Origin of the sequence: Streptomyces stelliscabiei (genome assembly GCF_014873495.1) — a bacterium.
In the GTDB taxonomy this organism is placed as follows: Bacteria; Actinomycetota; Actinomycetes; order Streptomycetales; family Streptomycetaceae; genus Streptomyces; species Streptomyces bottropensis.
In genome coordinates, this window is the sequence record NZ_JADBGF010000001.1 from 4,498,669 (window position 1) to 4,518,203 (window position 19,535).

The window sequence follows — 19,535 nt, forward strand, 5'->3', positions numbered from 1 at the left end:
TCCTGCGAGTCGGCACGGGCGCGCCCTATCATGGCCGCCTCGCCCTCTACGTCCGACAGAGCGCCGACCTATACCGACGCACGGAAGGTGCCTGGTACGGCATAGTAGAAGGCGCCACTCGGCGGCCTGACCAAATGTCCGGTTCAGTCGAAAACAATCCCCTGTGGTGTAATTGGCAGCACTGTGGCTTTTGGTGCCATATGTCCGGGTTCGAGTCCTGGCGGGGGAGCCAAACTCAGTTCGGGTCCTGACCCAGCGGCACGGGTCAGGACCCGACGCACATTTCCCCCTCACAACGCCCCGGTATCCTGCGGATGTCCACACCCCACACATCCACAGCCGAAGGGCATCCCCGTGAGCGCAACCCGCCCGGCAGCCGTCGTCGTACTCGCAGCGGGTGAGGGCACCCGTATGAAGTCGGCCACACCGAAGGTTCTGCACAGCATCTGTGGCCGCTCACTGGTCGGCCACGTCCTCGCCGCCGCGCGTGAGTTGGAGCCGGAGCACCTGGTCGTGGTCGTCGGGCACGCCCGCGAGAAGGTCACCGCGCACCTCGCCGAGGCCGACCCGGGCGTACGGACGGCGGTGCAGGCGGAGCAGAACGGCACGGGGCACGCCGTGCGGATGGGGCTGGAGGAGCTGGGCGGGGTCGTGGACGGGACCGTGGTCGTCGTCTGCGGCGACACCCCGCTGCTGACCGGGGAGACCCTGCGGGCCCTGGCCGCCACCCACGCGGCCGACGGCAACGCCGTGACGGTGCTGACCGCCGAGGTCCCGGACGCCACCGGCTACGGCCGGATCGTGCGCGACGGCGCCTCCGGCGCGGTGACGGCCATCGTGGAGCACAAGGACGCGACCGAGTCGCAGCGCGCGATCCGCGAGATCAACTCCGGGGTGTTCGCGTTCGACGGCCAGCTTCTCGCGGACGCCCTGGGGAAGGTCAGGACGGACAACAGCCAGGGCGAGGAGTACCTCACGGACGTCCTCGGGATCCTGCGCGAGGCCGGTCACCGGGTGGGGGCCTCGGTCGCGGGGGACCACCGTGAGATCGCGGGGATCAACAACCGGGTGCAGCTGTCCGAGGCCCGGCGCATCCTGAACGACCGGCTGCTGACGGAGGCGATGCTCGCCGGGGTGACCGTGATCGACCCCGCGACCACGTGGGTCGACGTCACCGTCACGTTCGAGCAGGACGCGCTGGTCCACCCGGGCACCCAGCTGCTGGGCGCCACGCATCTGGCCGAGGGCGCGGAGGTCGGGCCGAACACGCGGCTGAAGGACACGCGGGTGGGGGCCGGCGCGCGGGTCGACAACACGGTGGCGGACGGCGCGGAGGTCGGCCCGCAGGCGAGTGTGGGGCCGTTCGCGTACATGCGTCCCGGTACGCGCCTGGGGCCGAAGTCCAAGCTCGGCACGTACGTCGAGACCAAGAACGCGACCATCGGTGAGGGCACGAAGATCCCGCACCTGTCGTACGTCGGTGACGCCACGATCGGCGAGTACTCGAACATCGGTGCGGCGAGCGTGTTCGTGAACTACGACGGGGAGAGCAAGCACCACACGACCGTCGGGTCGCACTGCAAGACGGGTTCGGACAACATGTTTGTGGCGCCTGTCACGGTCGGGGACGGTGCGTACACCGCCGCTGGGTCCGTGATCACCAAGGATGTGCCGCCCGGTTCGCTGGCCGTGGCCCGTGGCCAGCAACGGAACATCGAGGGTTGGGTGGCCCGTAAGCGTCCGGGGAGCGCGGCGGCCAAAGCCGCCGAGGCGGCTGCCCGGGAGGACGAAAGCGCGAGCTGACCGGAAACAGGTGCGCCAAGGACGTCGTACCGTGATAGGTGCACACCCGCACCCCAGCTGAGTGAGCGGCTTCCGCGCGCCTGGCTGAGAACCTCTGAGGAGACAGTGCTGTGACCGGGATCAAGACGACCGGCGAGAAGAAGATGATGTTCTTCTCCGGCCGCGCCCACCCCGAGCTTGCCGAGGAGATCGCCCAGCAGCTGGGTGTCGACGTCGTCCCGACGAAGGCCTTCGACTTCGCGAACGGCGAGATCTATGTCCGCTACGAGGAGTCGGCGCGTGGTGCGGACTGCTTCCTGATCCAGAGCCACACGGCTCCGATCAACAAGTGGGTCATGGAGCAGTTGATCATGATCGACGCGTTGAAGCGTGCGTCGGCCCGTTCGATCACCGTGATCGTGCCGTTCTACGGTTACGCGCGCCAGGACAAGAAGCACCGTGGGCGTGAACCGATCTCGGCGCGCCTGATCGCGGATCTGATGAAGACGGCGGGTGCGGACCGGATTCTCGCGGTCGACCTGCACACGGACCAGATCCAGGGCTTCTTCGACGGGCCCGTCGATCACCTGTTCGCGCTGCCGCTGCTGGCGGACTACGTGGGCGCGAAGGTGGACCGGAACAAGCTGACGGTGGTCTCGCCGGACGCGGGCCGGGTGCGGGTGGCGGACCGTTGGTGCGACCGTCTCGGTGCGCCGCTGGCGATCGTGCACAAGCGGCGTGACAAGGACGTGGCGAACCAGGTGACCGTCCACGAGGTCGTGGGTGAGGTCAAGGGCCGGGTGTGTGTCCTGGTGGACGACATGATCGACACCGGTGGGACGATCTGTGCCGCGGCGGACGCGCTGTTCGCGCATGGCGCGGAGGACGTCATCGTGACGGCGACGCACGGTGTGCTGTCGGGTCCGGCGGCGGACCGGCTGAAGAACTCGAAGGTGAGCGAGTTCGTGTTCACGGACTCGCTGCCGACGCCGGGTGAGCTGGAACTGGACAAGATCACGGTGCTGTCGATCGCGCCGACGATCGCGAGTGCGGTGCGCGAGGTGTTCGAGGACGGTTCGGTGACGAGCCTGTTCGACGAGCACTGAGTCCCCGCCGTCCGGGTTGAACCCTTGCCGTCCGGGCTGAGTGCCTGCCCTCCGGCTTGATCGATTTTTCTCCGGCCTCCCTCGCCGAGTACTCTGTTGCAGTTGCTCGGCGAGGGAGGCCGTACCCGTGTGTACGGCGGTCCGTTATCGACGCGCTCTTCGTAGCAGGCCGATTGTTTGGCCGGGTGACCACCTTTCCCCCGTTCTACGAGGAGTGAACATGGCCGAGGTCAAGCTCGAAGCCGAGACCCGTACCGAGTTCGGCAAGGGCGCCGCCCGCCGCATCCGTCGTGCCAGCAAGGTTCCCGCCGTGGTCTACGGCCACGGTGCGGACCCCGTGCACATCACGCTGCCGGGCCACGCGCTCCAGCTCGCGCTGCGCACCCCGAACGTCCTGCTCAGCCTGGACATCGAGGGCAAGACCCAGCTGGCCATCCCGAAGGCCGTGCAGCGCGACGCGATCAAGGGCTTCCTGGACCACGTCGACCTGCTCCTCGTGAAGCGTGGCGAGAAGGTCAACGTCGAGGTCTACGTCCACACCGAGGGCGACCTGGCGCCGGGTGCCTACCTGCTCGAGCACGTGCTGAGCACGCTGACGGTCGAGGCCGAGGCGACGCACATCCCCGAGTCGGTCACCGTCTCCATCGAGGGCCTGGAGGCCGGTGCCTCCATCCTCGCCAAGGACATCCCCCTGCCGAAGGGCACCACGCTGGCGATCGACGAGGACGCGGTCGTCCTTCAGGTCCTGGCCGCGCAGGCGGAGGAGCCGTCGGAGGACGGCGCCGAGGGCGACGAGGCCGCCGAGGCCTGATCCTCAGCTCTGTCATCGGTTCGTCAGCCGCTGTTCCCCTCGGGGGGCAGCGGCTGGCGCGTATCAAGGAGAGATGCACGTGACGACCGATCCGAGTGCGCCCTGGCTGGTGGCGGGCCTCGGTAATCCCGGCCCCGAGTACGCGGCGAACCGGCACAACGTGGGGTTCATGGTGGCCGATCTGCTGGCCGAGCGGATCGGGGGGAGGTTCAAGCGGGCCGGGAAGGCGCAGGCGCAGGTCGTGGAGGGGCGGATCGGTCCGCCGGGGCCGGCGAACCGTCGGGTGATCCTGGCGAAGCCGATGTCGTTCATGAATCTCTCGGGCGGTCCGGTGACGGCTCTGCGGGATTTCTACAAGGTGCCGGTGGCGAACATCGTGGCGATCCATGACGAGTTGGACATCGACTACGGCACGCTGCGGTTGAAGCTCGGTGGTGGTGACAACGGTCACAACGGGCTGAAGTCGATGACGAAGGCGATGGGCCCGGAGTACCACCGGGTGCGGTTCGGGATCGGCCGTCCGCCGGGCCGGATGCAGGTCGCGGACTTCGTGCTGAAGGACTTTTCCGCCGCTGAGCGCAAGGAGTTGGACTATTTCGTGGACCGGGCGGCGGACGCGGTGGAGTGCCTGGTGATCGACGGGCTGGAGCGGGCGCAGGGGACGTACAACTCCTGAGCCGATCCGGACAAGTACCGATTCGTTCGGTCCTGGGCGCCGGCCTGCGGGAGTTGACCGACCGCAGGGGCATGGCCAATGATCCCCGCCATGCCTGCCACCAAAGCCCCCGCTCACCGCTCGCGGCGCCGTCCGCGCCCGGGCGGGGGTGGTGCGTCGGTCGCGCTGCGGTACGGGCGGCTGGCGACGATGGGCGCGATCGCGGTGGTGCTCCTGATCGCGGGGGTGTGGGGTTCCTGGGGCTGCGCCCAGCACGTGATGCTGAGCAAGGGGCGCGAGCAGGGCACGATGACGGTGTCCCGGTGCGCCGACGAGACCTGCTGGGGGCCGTACGAGCCGGTGTCGTCGGGGTCGCGGGCGCGGGACCGGGTCGACATCGAGCGGTCGGTGGCGGTGGAGACGGGTGAGACGTACACCGTCGTCGTGAAGCCGGGCAGCAGCGAGGTCGTACGGACGGGGCCGGCGGGCCTGCTGCATGCCTGGGCGCCGCTCGGTGGGGCCCTGTTGCTCGCGGCGGTGGTCGTGGCGGGCGGGTTGCGGATGGTGCGGTCGGCGTGGGTGCTGGGCGGGCTCGGCCTCGCGCTGATCACGGCGGCGTGGGTGGCGCTCTGACTGTGCGGCGGGTGAGCGGCTGACGGCCCGTGGGGGTTGCGCGCGTAGTTCCCCGCGCCCCTTGAAGCCCAGGCCCTGCGGGCCTGAGAAGCAAGGGGCGCAGCCCCTGCTTCTCAGGGGCGCGGGGAACTGCGCGGGAAGCCCCACCGGGCCGCCCGCCGCGTACGAACCCTGCGAAGTCAGCCCGTGTTGCGCAACCCCGCCGCCACCCCGTTGACCGTGAGCAGCAACGCCCGTGCGAGCAGCGGATCGGCCTCCTCCCCCGCGGCGGCAGCCTCCCGCTGGCGCTTGAGGAGGGCGACCTGGAGGTAGGAGATCGGGTCGAGGTAGGCGTCCCGGATGGAGAAGGTCTGCTGCAGGACGGGATTGGCGTCGAGCAGCTTGTCCTCGCCGGTGATGCGGAGCACCTCGCGGACGGTCAGTTCGTGTTCGGTCCGGATGGTGGCGAAGACGTGCTTGAGGTGGTCGGGGACGAGGGTGTCGACGTAGTGCTGGGCGATCCGCAGGTCCGTCTTGGCCAGCGTCATCTCGACGTTGGACAGGAAGTTGCGGAAGAAGTGCCACTGTTCGTGCATCTCGTCGAGCACGGTGTCCAGTCCCGCTTCGCGCAGTGCCTTCAGGCCGGAGCCGACGCCGAACCAGCCGGGCACGATCTGCCGTGACTGGGTCCAGCCGAAGACCCAGGGGATGGCGCGCAGCCCGTCGAGCGAGACGCCCGAGCCGGGGCGGCGGGAGGGCCGCGAGCCCAGGTGCAGGTCGGCGAGCTGGTCGACCGGCGTGGAGGCGAGGAAGTACGTCGGCAGGTCGGGGTCTTCGACGAGCTTGCGGTAGGCGGCGTGGGCGGCGTCGCTGACCAGGTCCATGGCCGCGTCCCAGCGGGCCAGGGCGTCCTCGGACTGGCGGGGGGCGGTGTGCAGGGCGGAGGCCTGGAGGGTGGCGGCGACCGTCAGTTCCAGGTTCTCGCGGGCCAGGGAGGGGACGAGGTACTTGTCGGAGATGACCTCGCCCTGTTCGGTCACCTTGATCTCGCCCTCCAGGGTGCCCCAGGGCTGCGCGAGGATCGCGTCGTGCGAGGGGCCGCCGCCGCGGCCGACGGTGCCGCCGCGGCCGTGGAAGAGGCGCAGGCGTACGCCGTAGCGGTGGGCGACGTCGCGCAGGCGGCGCTGGGCGCGGTGGATCTCCCACTGCGACGTCGTGATGCCGCCGAACTTGGAGGAGTCGGAGTAGCCGAGCATGACCTCCTGGACGTCTCCGCGCAGGGCGACGAGCCGCCGGTACGACGGATCGGCGAGCATCTCTTCGAGGATGGTGTCGGCGGCCTTGAGTTCGTCGGTGGTCTCCAGCAGCGGGACGATGCCGATCCTGGCCCAGCCGGCGTGGAGGTCGATGAGGCCGGCCTCGCGGGCGAGGACGGTGGCGGCGAAGACGTCGTCGGCGCCCTGGCACATCGAGATGATGTACGACTCGATGACCTCGGGCCCGAAGACGGCCAGTGCCTTCTTGACGGTCTCGAACACGCCGAGGGTCTTGACGCCGGCGGCGTCCAGCGGTGCGGGGGTGGGGGCCAGGGGCCGCCTCGACCTGAGTTCGCGGGCGAGGAGCTTGTGGCGGTACTCGCGGGGCATGTCCTCGTAGCGCCAGGACTCCTCGCCGAGCCGGTCGAAGAGCTGGCCGAGGGCGTGGTGGTGGGCGTCGGCGTGCTCGCGGACGTCCATGGTGGCGAGCTGGAGGCCGAAGGCGGAGAGGGTGCGGATGGTGCGGTTCATCCGGCCGTCGGCGAAGAGGCCGCCGCGGTGTTCGCGCAGGGAGGTCTGGATGAGGGTGAGGTCGCGCAGGAGTTCGGCGGTGCCGAGGTAGTCGCGGCCGTCCTCGTGCGGGATGCCCTTGGCGAGGCGCTGCTTGGTGTTCTCCAGCTTCTGCCGGATGCAGGTGGCCTTGAGCCGGTAGGGCTCCTCGGCGTTGAGGCGCTTGTAGCGGGGGCTGATCTCGGGGAGGGCTTCGAGGTCGGCCCGGAGGGAGGTCAGCAGTTCCTCGGTCGCGCCGGTGTAGCGGATGGAGTTGGAGAGGAAGCCGCGCAGTTCGTCGATGAGTTCGAGGGCGTCGTTGATGCCGTGCTCGTGCTGGAGGATGAGGACGTCCCAGGTCACCTGGGGGGTGACGTTGGGGTTGCCGTCGCGGTCGCCGCCGATCCAGGTGCCGAAGGTGAGGGGGCGGGTGGCGTCGGGGATGGTCACGCCGACGCGCTCCAGCTCGGCCGTGAGGTCCTCCAGGACGTCGCCGACGGCGCCGGCGTGCAGTTCGTCCAGGTAGTAGATGGCGTTGCGGGCCTCGTCGGCGGGCTCGGGGCGTACGACGCGCAGCTCGTCCGTCTGCCAGACGAGGTCGATGTTCTCGGCCAGTCGGGTGTCGTGGCGGCGGCGGTCGGAGTCGATGACGGGGGTTTCCAGCAGCGCGGCGATGCGCCGGAGCTTGTTGAGCACGGACCGGCGGGCGGCCTCGGTGGGGTGGGCGGTGAAGACGGGGCGGACGTTGAGGTTCCCGACCGTCTCGCGCAGGTGTTCGGGGTCGGCGTCCTTCAGGCGATCGGCCGTACGGGCGAGCAGTCCGCCCTCGGCGGCACGGCGTGCCCTCAGTTCGCGGCCGCGGTGCACCTGTTCGGTGACGTTGGCCAGGTGGAAGTAGGTGGAGAAGGCGCGGACGAGCTTGGCGGCGGTCTCCAGCTCGGTGCCGCGCAGCAGGTCGGCGGCGGCTTCGCCGTCCTCGCGGGTCAGGCTGCGGACGCGCTCGACCAGCTCCAGGAGTTCGGGGCCCTCCTGTCGTACGAGGGTCTCGCCCAGCAGATCGCCCAGACGCCGGATGTCGGCGCGCAGCTCGGCGTTGACCGTCGTGACGGCGTGGCCATGGTCGTCGGCACTGCTCACAGGTGCGGCTCCTTGCAGTGTTGAAGCTCGTCCGGAGGGGAACCCGGGCGGGGCCCGGTGGCCGGCGGCGCTTGCGGGCCTGGCGTCCGGGCGGGAATCGGAGCGGACCGCGCTGTCCGACCGAGTCCAGGATAGGCGTCCACCTGGGCGCCCCCGGCGACAGGTGCCACTTTTGCGGCACTGAGTGCCACCTGTCCAGTGAGCCCGTCCGTTACACCTGGACGCGCAGAGAGGTGGGCTCTTGCCGCCCGGCACCGCGCTGCCATACTTACGATGCCGTAGGTTACGGAACCGTAGGGACAGCCGTCAGGTGGCCCTCGCACGCTGTCGCCGCAGGCACTTCCCCCCTCTCTCCACCCTCGACCCCCCAGGGGACGCCCATGAGCACAAGGTCCGATGTGATCGACGACGCCCCGAACGCACACGGTTCGCCAGGTTCCCCGGCGGCCGGATCGCCCGCGCCGTCGGCCACGCTGGGCGGCGAACAGAAGCGTTCGATCGAGCAGATCACGCTGCTCCTCTTCATCATCGTCCCCTTCCTCGCGGTGCTCGCGGCGGTGCCGCTGGCCTGGAACTTCGGGGGCGTGAGCTGGCTGGACCTCGGCCTGCTGGTGTTCTTCTACTACCTGGGGTGCCACGGCATCACGATCGGCTTCCACCGGCACTTCACCCACGGTGCGTTCAAGGCCAGACGCCCGCTGAAGATCGCGCTGGCGATCGCCGGCTCGATGGCCGTCGAGGGCCCGCTGGTGCGCTGGGTGGCCGACCACCGCAAGCATCACAAGTTCTCCGACGCCGAGGGCGACCCCCACTCGCCGTGGCGCTTCGGCGAGACGCTGCCCGCACTGCTGAAGGGCCTGTGGTGGGCCCACATCGGCTGGATGTTCGACGAGGAGCAGACGCCGCAGGAGAAGTACGCCCCCGACCTGATCAAGGACCCGGCGCTCCGCGCGATCTCCCGCCAGTTCATCTTCTGGGCGATGCTCTCCCTCGCCCTGCCGCCCCTGATCGGCGGGCTGGTGACGATGTCCTGGTGGGGCGCGTTCACGGCGTTCTTCTGGGGCTCGCTCGTCCGGGTGGCGCTGCTGCACCACGTGACCTGGTCGATCAACTCGATCTGCCACGCGGTCGGCAAGCGCCCCTTCAAGTCCCGCGACCGCTCGGGCAACGTGTGGTGGCTGGCGGTCCTCTCGTGCGGCGAGTCCTGGCACAACCTCCACCACGCCGATCCCACCTCCGCGCGGCACGGTGTGGAGCGCGGGCAGCTGGACTCCTCCGCGCGGCTGATCCGCTGGTTCGAGGTGTTCGGCTGGGCGTACGACGTCCGCTGGCCGTCACGCTCGCGTATCGATTCCAGGCGCAAGACGGGTGAGGACGGCTCCGAGCACCGGAAGGCGTCCGCCGAGGCGGCATGATTGACGCCGTGGCGACCGACTCCAGCAGCACCCCGAGCAACGAGAAGCCGCGGCGTGTGCGCCGCACCCGGATGACGGGCGCCGAGCGCCGGGCGCAGTTGCTGGAGGTCGGCCGGGCCCTGTTCGCCGCGAAGGGCTTCGAGGCGACGTCGGTGGAGGAGATCGCGGCGAAGGCCGGGGTGTCCAAGCCGGTGGTGTACGAGCACTTCGGCGGCAAGGAGGGCCTGTACGCGGTGGTGGTGGACCGTGAGATGAGCCGGCTGCTGGACATGGTGACCAGCTCCCTGACGGCGGGGCACCCCCGGGAGCTGCTGGAGCAGGCCGCGTTCGCGCTCCTGGACTTCATCGAGGAGTACACGGACGGTTTCCGCATCCTGGTCCGTGACTCGCCCATCCCCCAGTCCACGGGTTCCTTCGCGTCCCTGATCTCCGACATCGCCACGCAGGTGGAGGACATTCTCGGCCGCGAGTTCAAGAGCCGCGGCTTCGACCCGAAGCTCGCGCCGCTGTACGCGCAGGCGCTGGTCGGCATGGTCGCCCTGACCGGGCAGTGGTGGCTGGACGTCCGGCGCCCGAAGAAGGCGGAGGTGGCCGCGCATCTGGTGAACCTCGCGTGGCACGGCCTGGACGGCATCAACCAGAAGCCGCGGCTGATCGGACACCGCAAGAGTTGAGCGGGGCGGGGGTGTGCGTTCTCGGGCGGGGGTGAGTGGGGCCTGGTCTTTCAGGGGCGCGGGGAACTGCGCGAGAACCCCCACCGGAGCCGCACCCACCGACGAACCGGGGACCTGAAGGCGACCGGCGCAGCCCCTGCTTCCGGGGGCGCGGGGAACTGCGCGGCCAGTCCCCACTCACCCGCAGCCGACCTCCGAGCCCCGAGCCCTTCCGGCGAAGGGGTGCCTCAGCCGTCCTCGCCCTCATCCTTCGCACTGAGCGCCAGCTCGTTGTTCACCGTGAAGTACGGCCGCACCCGAGTCCGCCCCCGCTCACCGTGCTCGAACACCCGCCCGGGCACCAGATCGGTCTTCCGCCGCTCCACCACGTCCCCGCCGATCCGCCCCACCGGCACACCCTCCACCCGCAGATCCCACAGATCGTGCTCGACCGCGCGCCGGGTCATGATCTCGCCGTACGGAACGGTGAACCGCAGCCCCCGCTCCCCCACGGCCCGCGCGGCCACGGCGAAGTCGTACGCGGGGTCGGTCCGGGAGACGACCCGGACCTCGGCGCCACCGGGCACCCGCATCGGCTCGGCGGCCCCGTACAGCGTCGCGGTCACCGTCACCGACTCCTCGCCCACCTCCACGGTGTCGATCTCCGCGTGGGCCGGCCGCAGCCACGTCCGCAGCGCGAGGAACCCGTCGGCGGTCGGGTACGGGATCCACGCCCCCACGCCCCGCCGGTCGACGCGGGGCGGACGCCCGACGAGCGCGGCCTGCTCGACCGTCCGCGCGGTCAGCCGCAGCCGCTTGTCCGTGCCGCGCGGCACGACATAACAGTCCCAGCGGCCCTCCGCGAGGGTGTGTTCCGCGGGGCGGATGACCGCCTGCACCACGCTGTCCGGCGCGTCGGCGCTCGGCAGGACCGGCAGGACCGGCACACCGATCTGCCGCTTGTCGGGGTCGCGGCGCAGCCGGGCGACGAAGTCGAGGGGCCCGGCGGGCAGCTCGGCCGGGTCCAGGCGGACGACGAACCCGCCGTCGGCGGTGGCGCGGGCGTGCGCCCCGACGGGCATGGGAGCGCTCCCCTCCGCCTCGGCGACCGGGACGGTCTGCGCGGGGCGCGACCGGACCGCCCGGGCGGCGCGTTGCGCCCACCGGGCCGCGCCGGCCAAGCGGCGGCGCCGGGCCCCGGCCAGGTCCTCGAAAAGGTTCTCGTAGCGGCGGGCGATCGCGGCCGGCGCGTACACGTCGGCCTTGTCGAGTGCCTTCTTGCCGAGCCGTTCGCGCAGGGGCTCGTCGGTGACGACGCGGTTCAGGGCGTCGGCATAGGCGTCGACGTCCCCGTCGAGCGGGACGAGGAGGCCGTCCTCCCCGTCGGTGATGATCTCGCCGGGACCGTGCGGGCAGTCGGTGGCGACGACGGGCACCCCGCAGTGCATGGCCTCGACGATGGTCATGCCGAAGGACTCCATGTCGGAGGAGACGGCGGCGACGGAGCCCTTGGCCCACTCGGTCTCGATCGGTGAGACCGCGCCCATGAGGAAGGCCCGGTCGTGCAGCCCGAGCCGGTCGATCTGCTCCCGCAGGTTCTCCTTCTGCGGGCCGCGCCCGTAGATCCGCAGGGTCCAGTTGGGGTGTTCGGCGGCCACCTTGGCGAAGGCGTCCACCAGCCGGTCGTACCGCTTGATGGGGATGAGCCGGCCGGCGGCGACGATGACCTGGGAGTCGAGGGTGGAGCGTGCGACGGCGGAGGCCCGGACGCCGTTGGGTACGCACACGACGGTGGTGTCGACGTGGGGCAGGGCGGCGCGGTACTGGGCGGCGTCGGCCTCGGAGACGGTGACGTAGGCGTCGAGTCCGGCGATGGCTTTCATCTGGTCGGTCCGCAGCGGTTCGCGGTACTGGTCGAGGCTCAGGTGCTCCTGTCCGACGCGGAGGTAGCGGCGGCGGCCGTCGCGGGCGAGGTAGCCGTTGAGGTCCGGGCGGGTGGCGATGACCACGTCGGCGTCGGTGCGGGCGAGGAAGCCGCCGATGCGTTCGTCCTGCAGTGCGGTGTAGGGCAGGTTCCCGGTGGCCCCGCTGTACGGGAACATCGTGCCGGGCCGGGTGGTGAGCGGGTGGTCGCCCTCGAAGCCGGGGGTTCCTTCCCGCAGGTCGATCAGCGAGGTCAGGCGGACGCGCGGGTCGAACGGGAGTGCCGGTTCGGCGCGAGAGCGGTGGACGCTGACGACCTCGACGTCGTGGCGGTCGGCGAACGCGGCCGACAGGTTGGTCGTCGAGCGGATGGTGCCGCCGATACCGAAGGCGTTGTTGATCAGAAAAGCGATCTTCATAGGTGTTTCCCCCTGGAAACCGCCCGGGCGCGCGCGGCATCGCGCCCGCGCCCCCTGGCGGTCAGGTCAGGAAGTGCGTGCGGGCACGGCTGTCACATGGCCGGCGATCGATGAATGAAAGATCGAATGACGAAATGAAGGAACGGGTAAATGAACGACTGAACAGTGAATGAATATATGAATGGGCGCAGCAGAAATCGACCGATCGGGAAATCCGCGAAAGGACGCGCACGCGGGCACACGGCCCGGAAGCGCATCACGCGATGAAGTCCCCGTCGGACGGCGAAAAGCCTATGCGGCGCGCGCCACGAATCCCGTCAAACGCGCCGGGTGGCTCAACAGATCCTCACTGGCCCCAGATCCCCCTGGTCACGGCCCCAGCCCCCGCAGTGCCGGTCAAACACGCGGGAGGCAACAAAAAGTGAACCGAGAGTATATCCATCAGAATGGAAAGCCCAAGAACAATCTCGGCCACTCTCGCACCGGGGGCATCGAGTGCGGAATTCCTGACTCCGTCCTTATGACGGACTTTCGATCGGAGCGGGTCGCAGCGGAGTCGTTTCCAGCACGTCCGCCGCCATTCGTGCGGCCGGGCCCGCCGTCCGTGCGGCGATGCGTCGGAACGTGTCCTGGGCCTGTCGCGCGGGCCATGCGGCGGGCAGATGCCGCACGGGCAGGCGCGGGTCGGTACGGATGATGCGCAGCCATTCGGCGACGAGCCGCAGCCGGGTGGCGATCGGGTCGGCGGCGGCGAGGTCGGCGGTGGTCCAGTGCTTGTCGAAGGCGACGTAGCGCGCGGCCAAGGTCTCCAGGTCCCAGCTCTCGCGGATCATCAGCCCGACGTCGGTGAACGGGTCGGCCTGCGCGTGGAACACCTTCACGTGGGCGTCCAGGCCCAGTTCGGAGACGATCGCCCGCACGTCCACCCGGCCCGGCGCGATCCACAGTCCGCTGTAGAGGGCGCCGAAGCCGGACCAGGTGAGCCGGGAGCGCAGATCGTGCCGTTGGCGCTGCCAGGACTCGGGGAGGGAGAAGCCGAGGAGGGTCCAGGTGCCGTCCCAGTCCTCGTTCACCGCGCCGTCGCGCCAGATGCGCTGTCCGCCGTCCCGCAGGATGTCCCCGGCGTGCGGGGTGAGCCCGAAGAACATCCGCCGGCCCTCGCGCTGGCGCCGCAGCAGGCCGCGGTTCACCATCCGTGTCAGCGTCGACCGCACGGCCTGTTCCCCCGTGCCGACCCGCCCGAGCACGTCGATGATGCTCCCCGAGTACACCCCGAGGTCGCCTTCACCCAGGTCCAGCACGTGGTTACCGAAAAAGGAGAGCACCAACGACTGCGGCCGCAACTGCGCGCCGACGACATCGACATCCAGGATCTCGTCCTCCACAGCGGCAAGGGTACGGGGGCTGCGCGGGCCTGGTCAGGTGTGTGCCGCTCGTGCCCGGTCGAGGGCCGGGCCCGGTGCGACGGGCTCTCGCGACCGGGCCCCGCGCAGGACCGCTCCCTACGAGGCGACCCCCTCCTTGGCCGCACCCTCCCGGACGGACACGTCACCGAGAGAGTCCCGGTGGGTCTCGCGGACGAACCACACCGTCACGGCGGTGATCGCCGCGCCCCCGCAGATCAGCAGTGAGATCGGCGTGCTGGAACCCCCGTTGGCGGCCACCAGGCTCCCCGCGATCATCGGCGAGAACCCGGCACCGATCAGGGTGGCGAGCTGGTATCCGAGGGACGCCCCGGTGTAGCGCACCTTGGTCCCGAACATCTCGGTGAGCAGCGCCCCCAGCGGCCCGTACATCACGGACTGGGCGAAGCCGTGGCCGAGGACGACCGCGAGGATGAGCAGGCCCGGTGACTTGGAGTCCACCAGCGCGAGCACGGGGAAGGCGAGTGCGACGGAGGCGATCGCCCCGACGAGGACGACCGGGCGGCGGCCGACACGGTCGGAGAGCGCCGAGGCGCACGGCAGGACGACCAGCGCGACGGACGCCGAGACGGTGAGCGCGGTGAGCACCTGCGGCCGGGGATAGCCGATTCCGGTGGCGTACGCGATGAGGTAGCTGGTCAGCAGCGACTGGGCCGTGAACGCGCCGATGCCGACACACGCGGCCAGTACCAGCGCCCGCGGGCGGCGCAGCACGTCCACGATCGGCAGCCGCGCCTCGGTCCGGTCCTTCTTCACCTGGGCGAAGAGCGGGCTCTCGACGACCTTCAGCCGGACGAAGAGGCCGACGCCGAGCAGGACGACGCTGAGCAGGAACGGCACGCGCCAGCCCCACGCGGCGAACTCGTCGCGGGGCATGGCGACGACGAAGGTCACGACGACCGAGGAGAGCAGGGAGCCGAGCGGGGCTCCCGTCTGTGTGAAGCTGGACCACAGTCCGCGCCGCTTCGCACCGGCGTGCTCGACGACCATGAGCGTGGCCCCGCCCCATTCGCCGCCGATGGCGATGCCCTGGAGCACCCGCAGGGTGATCAGCAGGACGGGCGCCCAGACGCCGATGGTGTCGTAGGTGGGCAGCAGGCCGATGAGGAAGCTGGCGCCACCCATCAGGCCCATGGTCAGCAGGAGCATGGACTTGCGGCCGAGCCGGTCGCCGAAGTGCCCGAAGACGATGCCGCCGAGGGGACGGGCGACGTAGCCGGCGGCGAACGTGCCGAACGCGGCGATGGTGCCGACGGCCGGGTCGGCGCCCGGGAAGAACAGTTCGCCGAAGACGAGCGCGGCGACCGTCCCGTAGACGAGGAAGTCGTAGAACTCGACGGCCGTACCGAGCAGCCCGGAGAGTGCGACGCGGCGCAACTGCTTGGTCCGCACGGCCTGTTCGGCCTGTTCGGCGGGGGTGGGGAGAGGGGACGGGGGCATGCGGGTCTCCCTGGAGCGATGGGGGGAACGAGGGAGGGAACACCGCGAAGGTAGGCGCGCATCTTCCTGCCGTCAATATTCTGCACAACATCGACATGGGCATCGGCACTCCGCGACGCCCCCGCACCCCTCGTCTCCCGCCGCCTCAGGCCGCCTTCGGGGACCGGTCCGCCTCCGGCTTGCGGGCGACGGCGAAGATGCGGCGGAACGGGAACGGGGTGCCGTGGGCGGTGGGCGGGTAGGCCTCGCGCAGGGCGGCCCGGTACTCGGCGACGAACGGTCCGGCGTCCGCGCCCAGCTCGGTGAGGACCGGCCGCAGCCCCGTCCCCCGCACCCAGTCGAGCACCGGGTCCTCGCCCTGGAGGAGATGGACGTACGTCGTCTCCCAGGCGTCGGCCTCGCAGCCGAGGTCGGCGAGCGCGGCGAGGTAGCCGGCCGGGGTGCGGACCGCGTCGTCGTGCCGGAGGGTCTCGCCGAGCCGGTCCCTCCAGCGGGCGGAGCGGGCGAGTTCGCGCATGAGGCGATGGCTGGGCGAGTCGAAGTTGCCGGGGACCTGGAAGGCGAAGGTCCCGCCGGGGGCGAGGGCGTCGACCCAGGCGGGGAAGCGGTCGAGGTGGCCGGGCACCCACTGGAAGGTGGCGTTGCTGACGATCAGGTCGTACGGCTCCGGGGGCTCCCAGGTGCGGAGGTCCGCAGCGGTGAAGTCGATGCGGCCGCCGCCCGGCGTGGGCCCCTCGTGGTCGACGTGGGCCCGGTCGAGCATCTCGGGCGAGTTGTCGTACCCGGTGATGTGCGCGGTGGGCCAGCGGTCGGCGAGGAGGCGGGTGACGTTGCCGGGGCCGCAGCCGAGGTCGGCGATACGGGGGTGCGCGGCGGGCGGGTCGGGGACATGGGCGAGCAGGTCCACGAAGGCGCGGGCGCGGTGGCCGGCGTGCCGCAGGTACTGCTGGGGGTCCCAGGTGGGGCTGGTGGCGGGCATGGGGATACCTCCTCGTGGATCCAGGGCGCCTTCACTCTCCCGGGCAGTTATCTCGAAGTCAAGAGACTCGACCCTAACTTTCTTGACCTCAAGAGACTTCACGTCGACACAACCACTACACTGATCGTCATGGAGGACGAGGTCGATCGGCTGGTCGCAGCGTGGCGCCGGGAGCGCCCCGACCTCGACGTGGAGCCGCTGGAAGTACTCAGCCGGGTGAGCAGACTCGCCCGGCACCTGGATCGCGCGCGCCGGCTGGCGTTCGCCGAGCACCAGCTGGAGCCGTGGGAGTTCGACGTGCTGACCGCGCTGAGGCGTGCGGGGAACCCGTATCAGCTCTCGCCCGGCCAGCTGCTGACGCAGACGCTGGTGACCTCGGGCACGATGACGAACCGTATCGACCGGCTCACGAAGAAGGGCCTGGTCGAGCGGCTGCCCGACCCCAGTGACCGTCGGGGCGTGCTCGTCCGGCTGACAAACGAGGGCCGGGACCGGGCGGACCAGGCGCTCGCCGGACTCCTCGACCAGGAACGGGCGATCCTGGCCGAGCTGTCCCGCGCCCAGCGGGGCGACCTGGCGGGCCTGCTACGCCAGTTGACCGCCCCGTTCGACAACATCCCCGGCTAGGTCGACCGGTCCGACACCCGCCCGGCGCGCGAGCGCGACGGCGGCGAGGGTGGAGTGGACGCCCAGCTTGCCGAGGACGTTCTGCATATGGGTGCGGACGGTGTGCGGGGAGAGGAACAGGCGCTCGGCGACAGCCTTGCGCCCCAGCCCCGCCACCATGCACCGAAGCACTTCGCGCTCACGCGGGGTGAGGGACTCGACGAGCCGCTCACTCTCCGTGCGGTGCTTGCGGGTGGCCGTCAACTCCCGCAGGACGCCCGTGAGCAGCGCGGGCGGCAGATGCGTCTCGTCGCGCAACACGCCCCGGATGACCGTGAGCAGCCGGGAGAGCGAGCAGTCCTTGGCGACCCATCCGGACGCGCCCGCCTGGAGGGCCAGTGCGGCGCGGCGCGGATCGTCCTTCTCGGCGAGGACGACGGTCCGTACGCTCGGCTGGCCCGACCGCACGCCCGCGACGAGCGATATGCCGTCCACGAGCCCGTCCTCGCCGCCGTCCGACACGGCGACGGGCACGGCGGCCGGACGCGCGCCGGCGACGTGGACGTGGGCCCCCAGATCGGCGTCGACCAGGAGCACGTCGAATTTGCGCCCCTCCGCCGCCGCGCGGTCCAGGCAGCGCAGCGCGGCGGGGCCGCTGCCCGCCGCGGACACGTCGACGTCCGGCTCGGCGGCCAGGGCCGCGGCGAGCGACTCGGCGAAGATACGGTGGTCGTCGACGACCAGTACTCGGATGCGAACCACTGAAACCCCCACTGGTCGGGGGACGACCGGCGCGAGTACGGCGCCCGAAGCGTGCCCCGGTGAACACCTGGGACGGGGCGTCGCAGCCGCACGGCCGCCGCCGTGCTGAACCGCTACCCCCACTCCGGGCGTCGTACCCGACTGTCTCGCCCCCTGATCAGCACCGGCCCCCACCGGCGCTGCTCATCAGGGTAAGGCCGGGGGGCAGGAGCGGAAGGTTATTTGCAGAACTGTTTGTCCAGCACGTTTATGGTGTGCCACATGTTTCGCATGGAGACAGAAGTCGACAAGGAACGAAGTCAATTACTCCTTTCCCGGCTGCGTGCCAGTAACACCGCCGCCTCGCCGATCCTCCGTGGCATGCGCGGGACCCCCGGTGAGCGCGAGTCCCCGCTCCAGGTGTGGGCCCTGGACGACTCGGGCGAGGTCGCCGGCGGGCTGGTCGGCCACACCTGGGCGACCTGGCTGCACGTCACCTACCTCTGGGTCGACGAACGCCACCGGGGCGAGGGCCTCGGCTCGCGGCTGATGGCGACGGCAGAACGCATGGCCTCCCGCGACCGCGCCTGCCGCTCCGCCCGCCTGGAGACCTGGGACTTCCAGGCGCCGGAGTTCTACAAGCGGCTCGGCTACGAGGTGGTGTGCGTGATCCCCGACTATCCGCCGGGGATCACCGAGTACACGCTGACGAAGAGGATCGGCTGACGGTCGGGACGGGCCCGGGGCCGAGGTCCGCCGGGGTGCGCGGGGTCAGCAGACCCGTCGCGCTCCCGCGGAAGGCACCGCGACGAAGACCCGGGGGGCCGTGAAGCCGGCCGCGGCGAAGGCCTCCTCGACGGCCTTGGTGACCGCGGCCGCGTCGGTCTCGTCGACGAGGACGATCGCGGAGCCGCCGAAGCCGCCGCCGGTCATGCGGGCGCCGAGGGCGCCGGAGGACAGAGCGGTGTCGACGACGAGGTCCAGTTCGGGGCAGGAGATGCGGAAGTCGTCGCGCAGCGAGGCGTGGCCCTCGACGAGGACGGGGCCGATCGCCCGGGTCCGACCCGACTCCAGCAGGGAGACCACGCGTTCGACGCGCTGGTCCTCGGTGACCACGTGGCGGACCAGGCGGCGGACCTCCTCCTCCTCGCCGAGGCGATCCAGGGCCGCGTCCAGCTCGTCGTAGGCGACGTCCCGCAGCGCGTCGACGCCGAGCAGGGCCGCGCCCTTCTCGCAGCCGGCGCGGCGCTTGCCGTACTCGCCCTCGCTGTGGGAGTGCTTGACCTGGGTGTCGACGACGAGGAGCTGCATGCCCTCGGCGGCCAGGTCGAAGGGGATCTGCCGCTGGGAGAGGTCGCGGGTGTCGAGGAACAGGGCGTGGCCGCTCTCGCAGCAGGCGGAGGCCGTCTGGTCCATGATCCCGGTCGGGGCGCCGACGTAGACGTTCTCCGCGCGCTGGCACAGACGGGCCAGCTGCCAGCCCTTGAGGCCGAGGCCGTAGAGGTCGTTGAGGGCGAGGGCGACGACCACTTCCAGGGCGGCGGAGGAGGACAGGCCCGCGCCCGTCGGGACCGTCGAGGTGAGGTGGATGTCGGCGCCGGTGACGGCCGTGTGGCCGGCCTCGCGCAGGGCCCAGACGACACCGGAGGGGTACGCGGTCCAGCCGCGGTCGGCCTCGGGGGTGAGCCCGTCCAGGGTCAGTTCGACCACGCCGCCCTCGACGTCGTCGGAGTGCAGGCGCAGGAGCCCGTCCGTGCGCCGGGACACCGCCGCGATCGTGGTGTGCGGGAGGGCGAAGGGCATGACGAAGCCGTCGTTGTAGTCGGTGTGCTCGCCGATGAGGTTCACCCGGCCCGGCGCGGCCCACACTCCCTCCGGCTCCGCCCCGTACAGCTCCTCGAACCGCTCGGCGACGACGACAGCCTCGCTCATCCCCTGACCCTGACCTTTCCGTACTCAACCGACGTTCTGGCTCGACCGTGCGAACAGGCCGCGCCGGCACACTACTTGGCGCCCGTGCGGGCGGG

16 protein-coding genes and 1 tRNA gene are annotated in these 19,535 nt (G+C 70.8%); 10 read left to right on the forward strand and 7 right to left on the reverse strand.

Annotated elements, in window-relative coordinates; translation table 11 throughout:
• Positions 1-157 precede the first annotated feature (157 nt).
• The 6 genes from H4687_RS19730 to H4687_RS19755 all read left to right on the forward strand — a co-directional run bounded on the left by H4687_RS19730 (position 158) and on the right by H4687_RS19755 (position 4,987).
• Positions 158-232 (forward strand) — tRNA-Gln (locus tag H4687_RS19730).
• A 122-nt stretch (positions 233-354) separates the two neighbouring features.
• Positions 355-1,803, forward strand: coding sequence for a bifunctional UDP-N-acetylglucosamine diphosphorylase/glucosamine-1-phosphate N-acetyltransferase GlmU (gene glmU, locus H4687_RS19735; protein WP_078907209.1), 1,449 nt, complete (start codon positions 355-357; stop codon positions 1,801-1,803).
• Positions 1,804-1,913: 110 nt separating this feature from the next.
• Complete coding sequence (locus tag H4687_RS19740; RefSeq protein ID WP_005485805.1) at positions 1,914-2,888, forward strand: ribose-phosphate diphosphokinase; 975 nt, start codon at positions 1,914-1,916, stop codon at positions 2,886-2,888.
• A 220-nt stretch (positions 2,889-3,108) separates the two neighbouring features.
• The gene (locus H4687_RS19745; RefSeq protein WP_046917035.1) at positions 3,109-3,699 is read left to right on the forward strand and encodes a 50S ribosomal protein L25/general stress protein Ctc; all 591 of its coding nucleotides are present in this window, start codon (positions 3,109-3,111) and stop codon (positions 3,697-3,699) included.
• Between the two features lie 73 nt (positions 3,700-3,772).
• Positions 3,773-4,375: an aminoacyl-tRNA hydrolase gene (gene pth, locus H4687_RS19750; protein WP_046917036.1), complete on the forward strand. Its 603-nt coding sequence runs from the start codon at positions 3,773-3,775 to the stop codon at positions 4,373-4,375.
• A gap of 90 nt (positions 4,376-4,465) precedes the next feature.
• Positions 4,466-4,987, forward strand: coding sequence for a hypothetical protein (locus H4687_RS19755; RefSeq protein ID WP_225966745.1), 522 nt, complete (start codon positions 4,466-4,468; stop codon positions 4,985-4,987).
• A 179-nt stretch (positions 4,988-5,166) separates the two neighbouring features.
• Here the strand turns inward: H4687_RS19755 and ppc are convergent, their stop codons facing one another.
• Positions 5,167-7,908, reverse strand: coding sequence for a phosphoenolpyruvate carboxylase (ppc, locus tag H4687_RS19760; RefSeq protein WP_046917038.1), 2,742 nt, complete (start codon positions 7,906-7,908; stop codon positions 5,167-5,169).
• A 380-nt stretch (positions 7,909-8,288) separates the two neighbouring features.
• Between ppc and H4687_RS19765 the strand changes: the two genes are divergently transcribed.
• Both H4687_RS19765 and H4687_RS19770 read left to right on the forward strand, forming a co-directional pair.
• Positions 8,289-9,323 carry an acyl-CoA desaturase gene (locus tag H4687_RS19765; RefSeq protein WP_046917039.1) on the forward strand — a complete coding sequence of 345 codons (1,035 nt, stop codon included), beginning with the start codon at positions 8,289-8,291 and terminating at the stop codon, positions 9,321-9,323.
• Entirely contained in the window at positions 9,320-9,997 is a 678-nt protein-coding gene (locus H4687_RS19770) for a TetR/AcrR family transcriptional regulator (RefSeq protein WP_020115615.1), read from the forward strand. Before H4687_RS19765 ends, H4687_RS19770 begins: the two co-directional genes overlap by 4 nt.
• A gap of 227 nt (positions 9,998-10,224) precedes the next feature.
• Here the strand turns inward: H4687_RS19770 and H4687_RS19775 are convergent, their stop codons facing one another.
• The 4 genes from H4687_RS19775 to H4687_RS19790 all read right to left on the reverse strand — a co-directional run bounded on the left by H4687_RS19775 (position 10,225) and on the right by H4687_RS19790 (position 16,161).
• Positions 10,225-12,318 carry a glycosyltransferase family 4 protein gene (locus tag H4687_RS19775; RefSeq protein WP_046919023.1) on the reverse strand — a complete coding sequence of 698 codons (2,094 nt, stop codon included), beginning with the start codon at positions 12,316-12,318 and terminating at the stop codon, positions 10,225-10,227.
• A gap of 518 nt (positions 12,319-12,836) precedes the next feature.
• A complete protein-coding gene (locus H4687_RS19780) occupies positions 12,837-13,703 on the reverse strand; it encodes a PaaX family transcriptional regulator (protein ID WP_046919022.1) in 867 nt (288 codons plus the stop codon).
• A 117-nt stretch (positions 13,704-13,820) separates the two neighbouring features.
• Positions 13,821-15,182 (reverse strand): MFS transporter, encoded by a 1,362-nt coding sequence (locus H4687_RS19785; protein WP_050398359.1) that lies wholly within the window; start codon positions 15,180-15,182, stop codon positions 13,821-13,823.
• Between the two features lie 145 nt (positions 15,183-15,327).
• The gene (locus H4687_RS19790; RefSeq protein ID WP_050398358.1) at positions 15,328-16,161 is read right to left on the reverse strand and encodes a trans-aconitate 2-methyltransferase; all 834 of its coding nucleotides are present in this window, start codon (positions 16,159-16,161) and stop codon (positions 15,328-15,330) included.
• 129 nt (positions 16,162-16,290) lie between these two features.
• On the opposite strand from H4687_RS19790, the gene H4687_RS19795 reads away from it, so the two are divergent.
• The gene (locus tag H4687_RS19795) at positions 16,291-16,788 is read left to right on the forward strand and encodes a MarR family winged helix-turn-helix transcriptional regulator (RefSeq protein WP_046917448.1); all 498 of its coding nucleotides are present in this window, start codon (positions 16,291-16,293) and stop codon (positions 16,786-16,788) included.
• Here the strand turns inward: H4687_RS19795 and H4687_RS19800 are convergent.
• Entirely contained in the window at positions 16,747-17,529 is a 783-nt protein-coding gene (locus tag H4687_RS19800; RefSeq protein WP_046917449.1) for a response regulator transcription factor, read from the reverse strand. The genes H4687_RS19795 and H4687_RS19800 overlap by 42 nt on opposite strands.
• 249 nt (positions 17,530-17,778) lie before the next feature.
• On the opposite strand from H4687_RS19800, the gene H4687_RS19805 reads away from it, so the two are divergent.
• Positions 17,779-18,234 (forward strand): GNAT family N-acetyltransferase, encoded by a 456-nt coding sequence (locus H4687_RS19805; RefSeq protein ID WP_179860291.1) that lies wholly within the window; start codon positions 17,779-17,781, stop codon positions 18,232-18,234.
• Between the two features lie 45 nt (positions 18,235-18,279).
• Here the strand turns inward: H4687_RS19805 and galK are convergent, their stop codons facing one another.
• A complete protein-coding gene (galK, locus tag H4687_RS19810) occupies positions 18,280-19,440 on the reverse strand; it encodes a galactokinase (RefSeq protein ID WP_046917451.1) in 1,161 nt (386 codons plus the stop codon).
• Between the last annotated feature and the right edge of the window lie 95 nt (positions 19,441-19,535).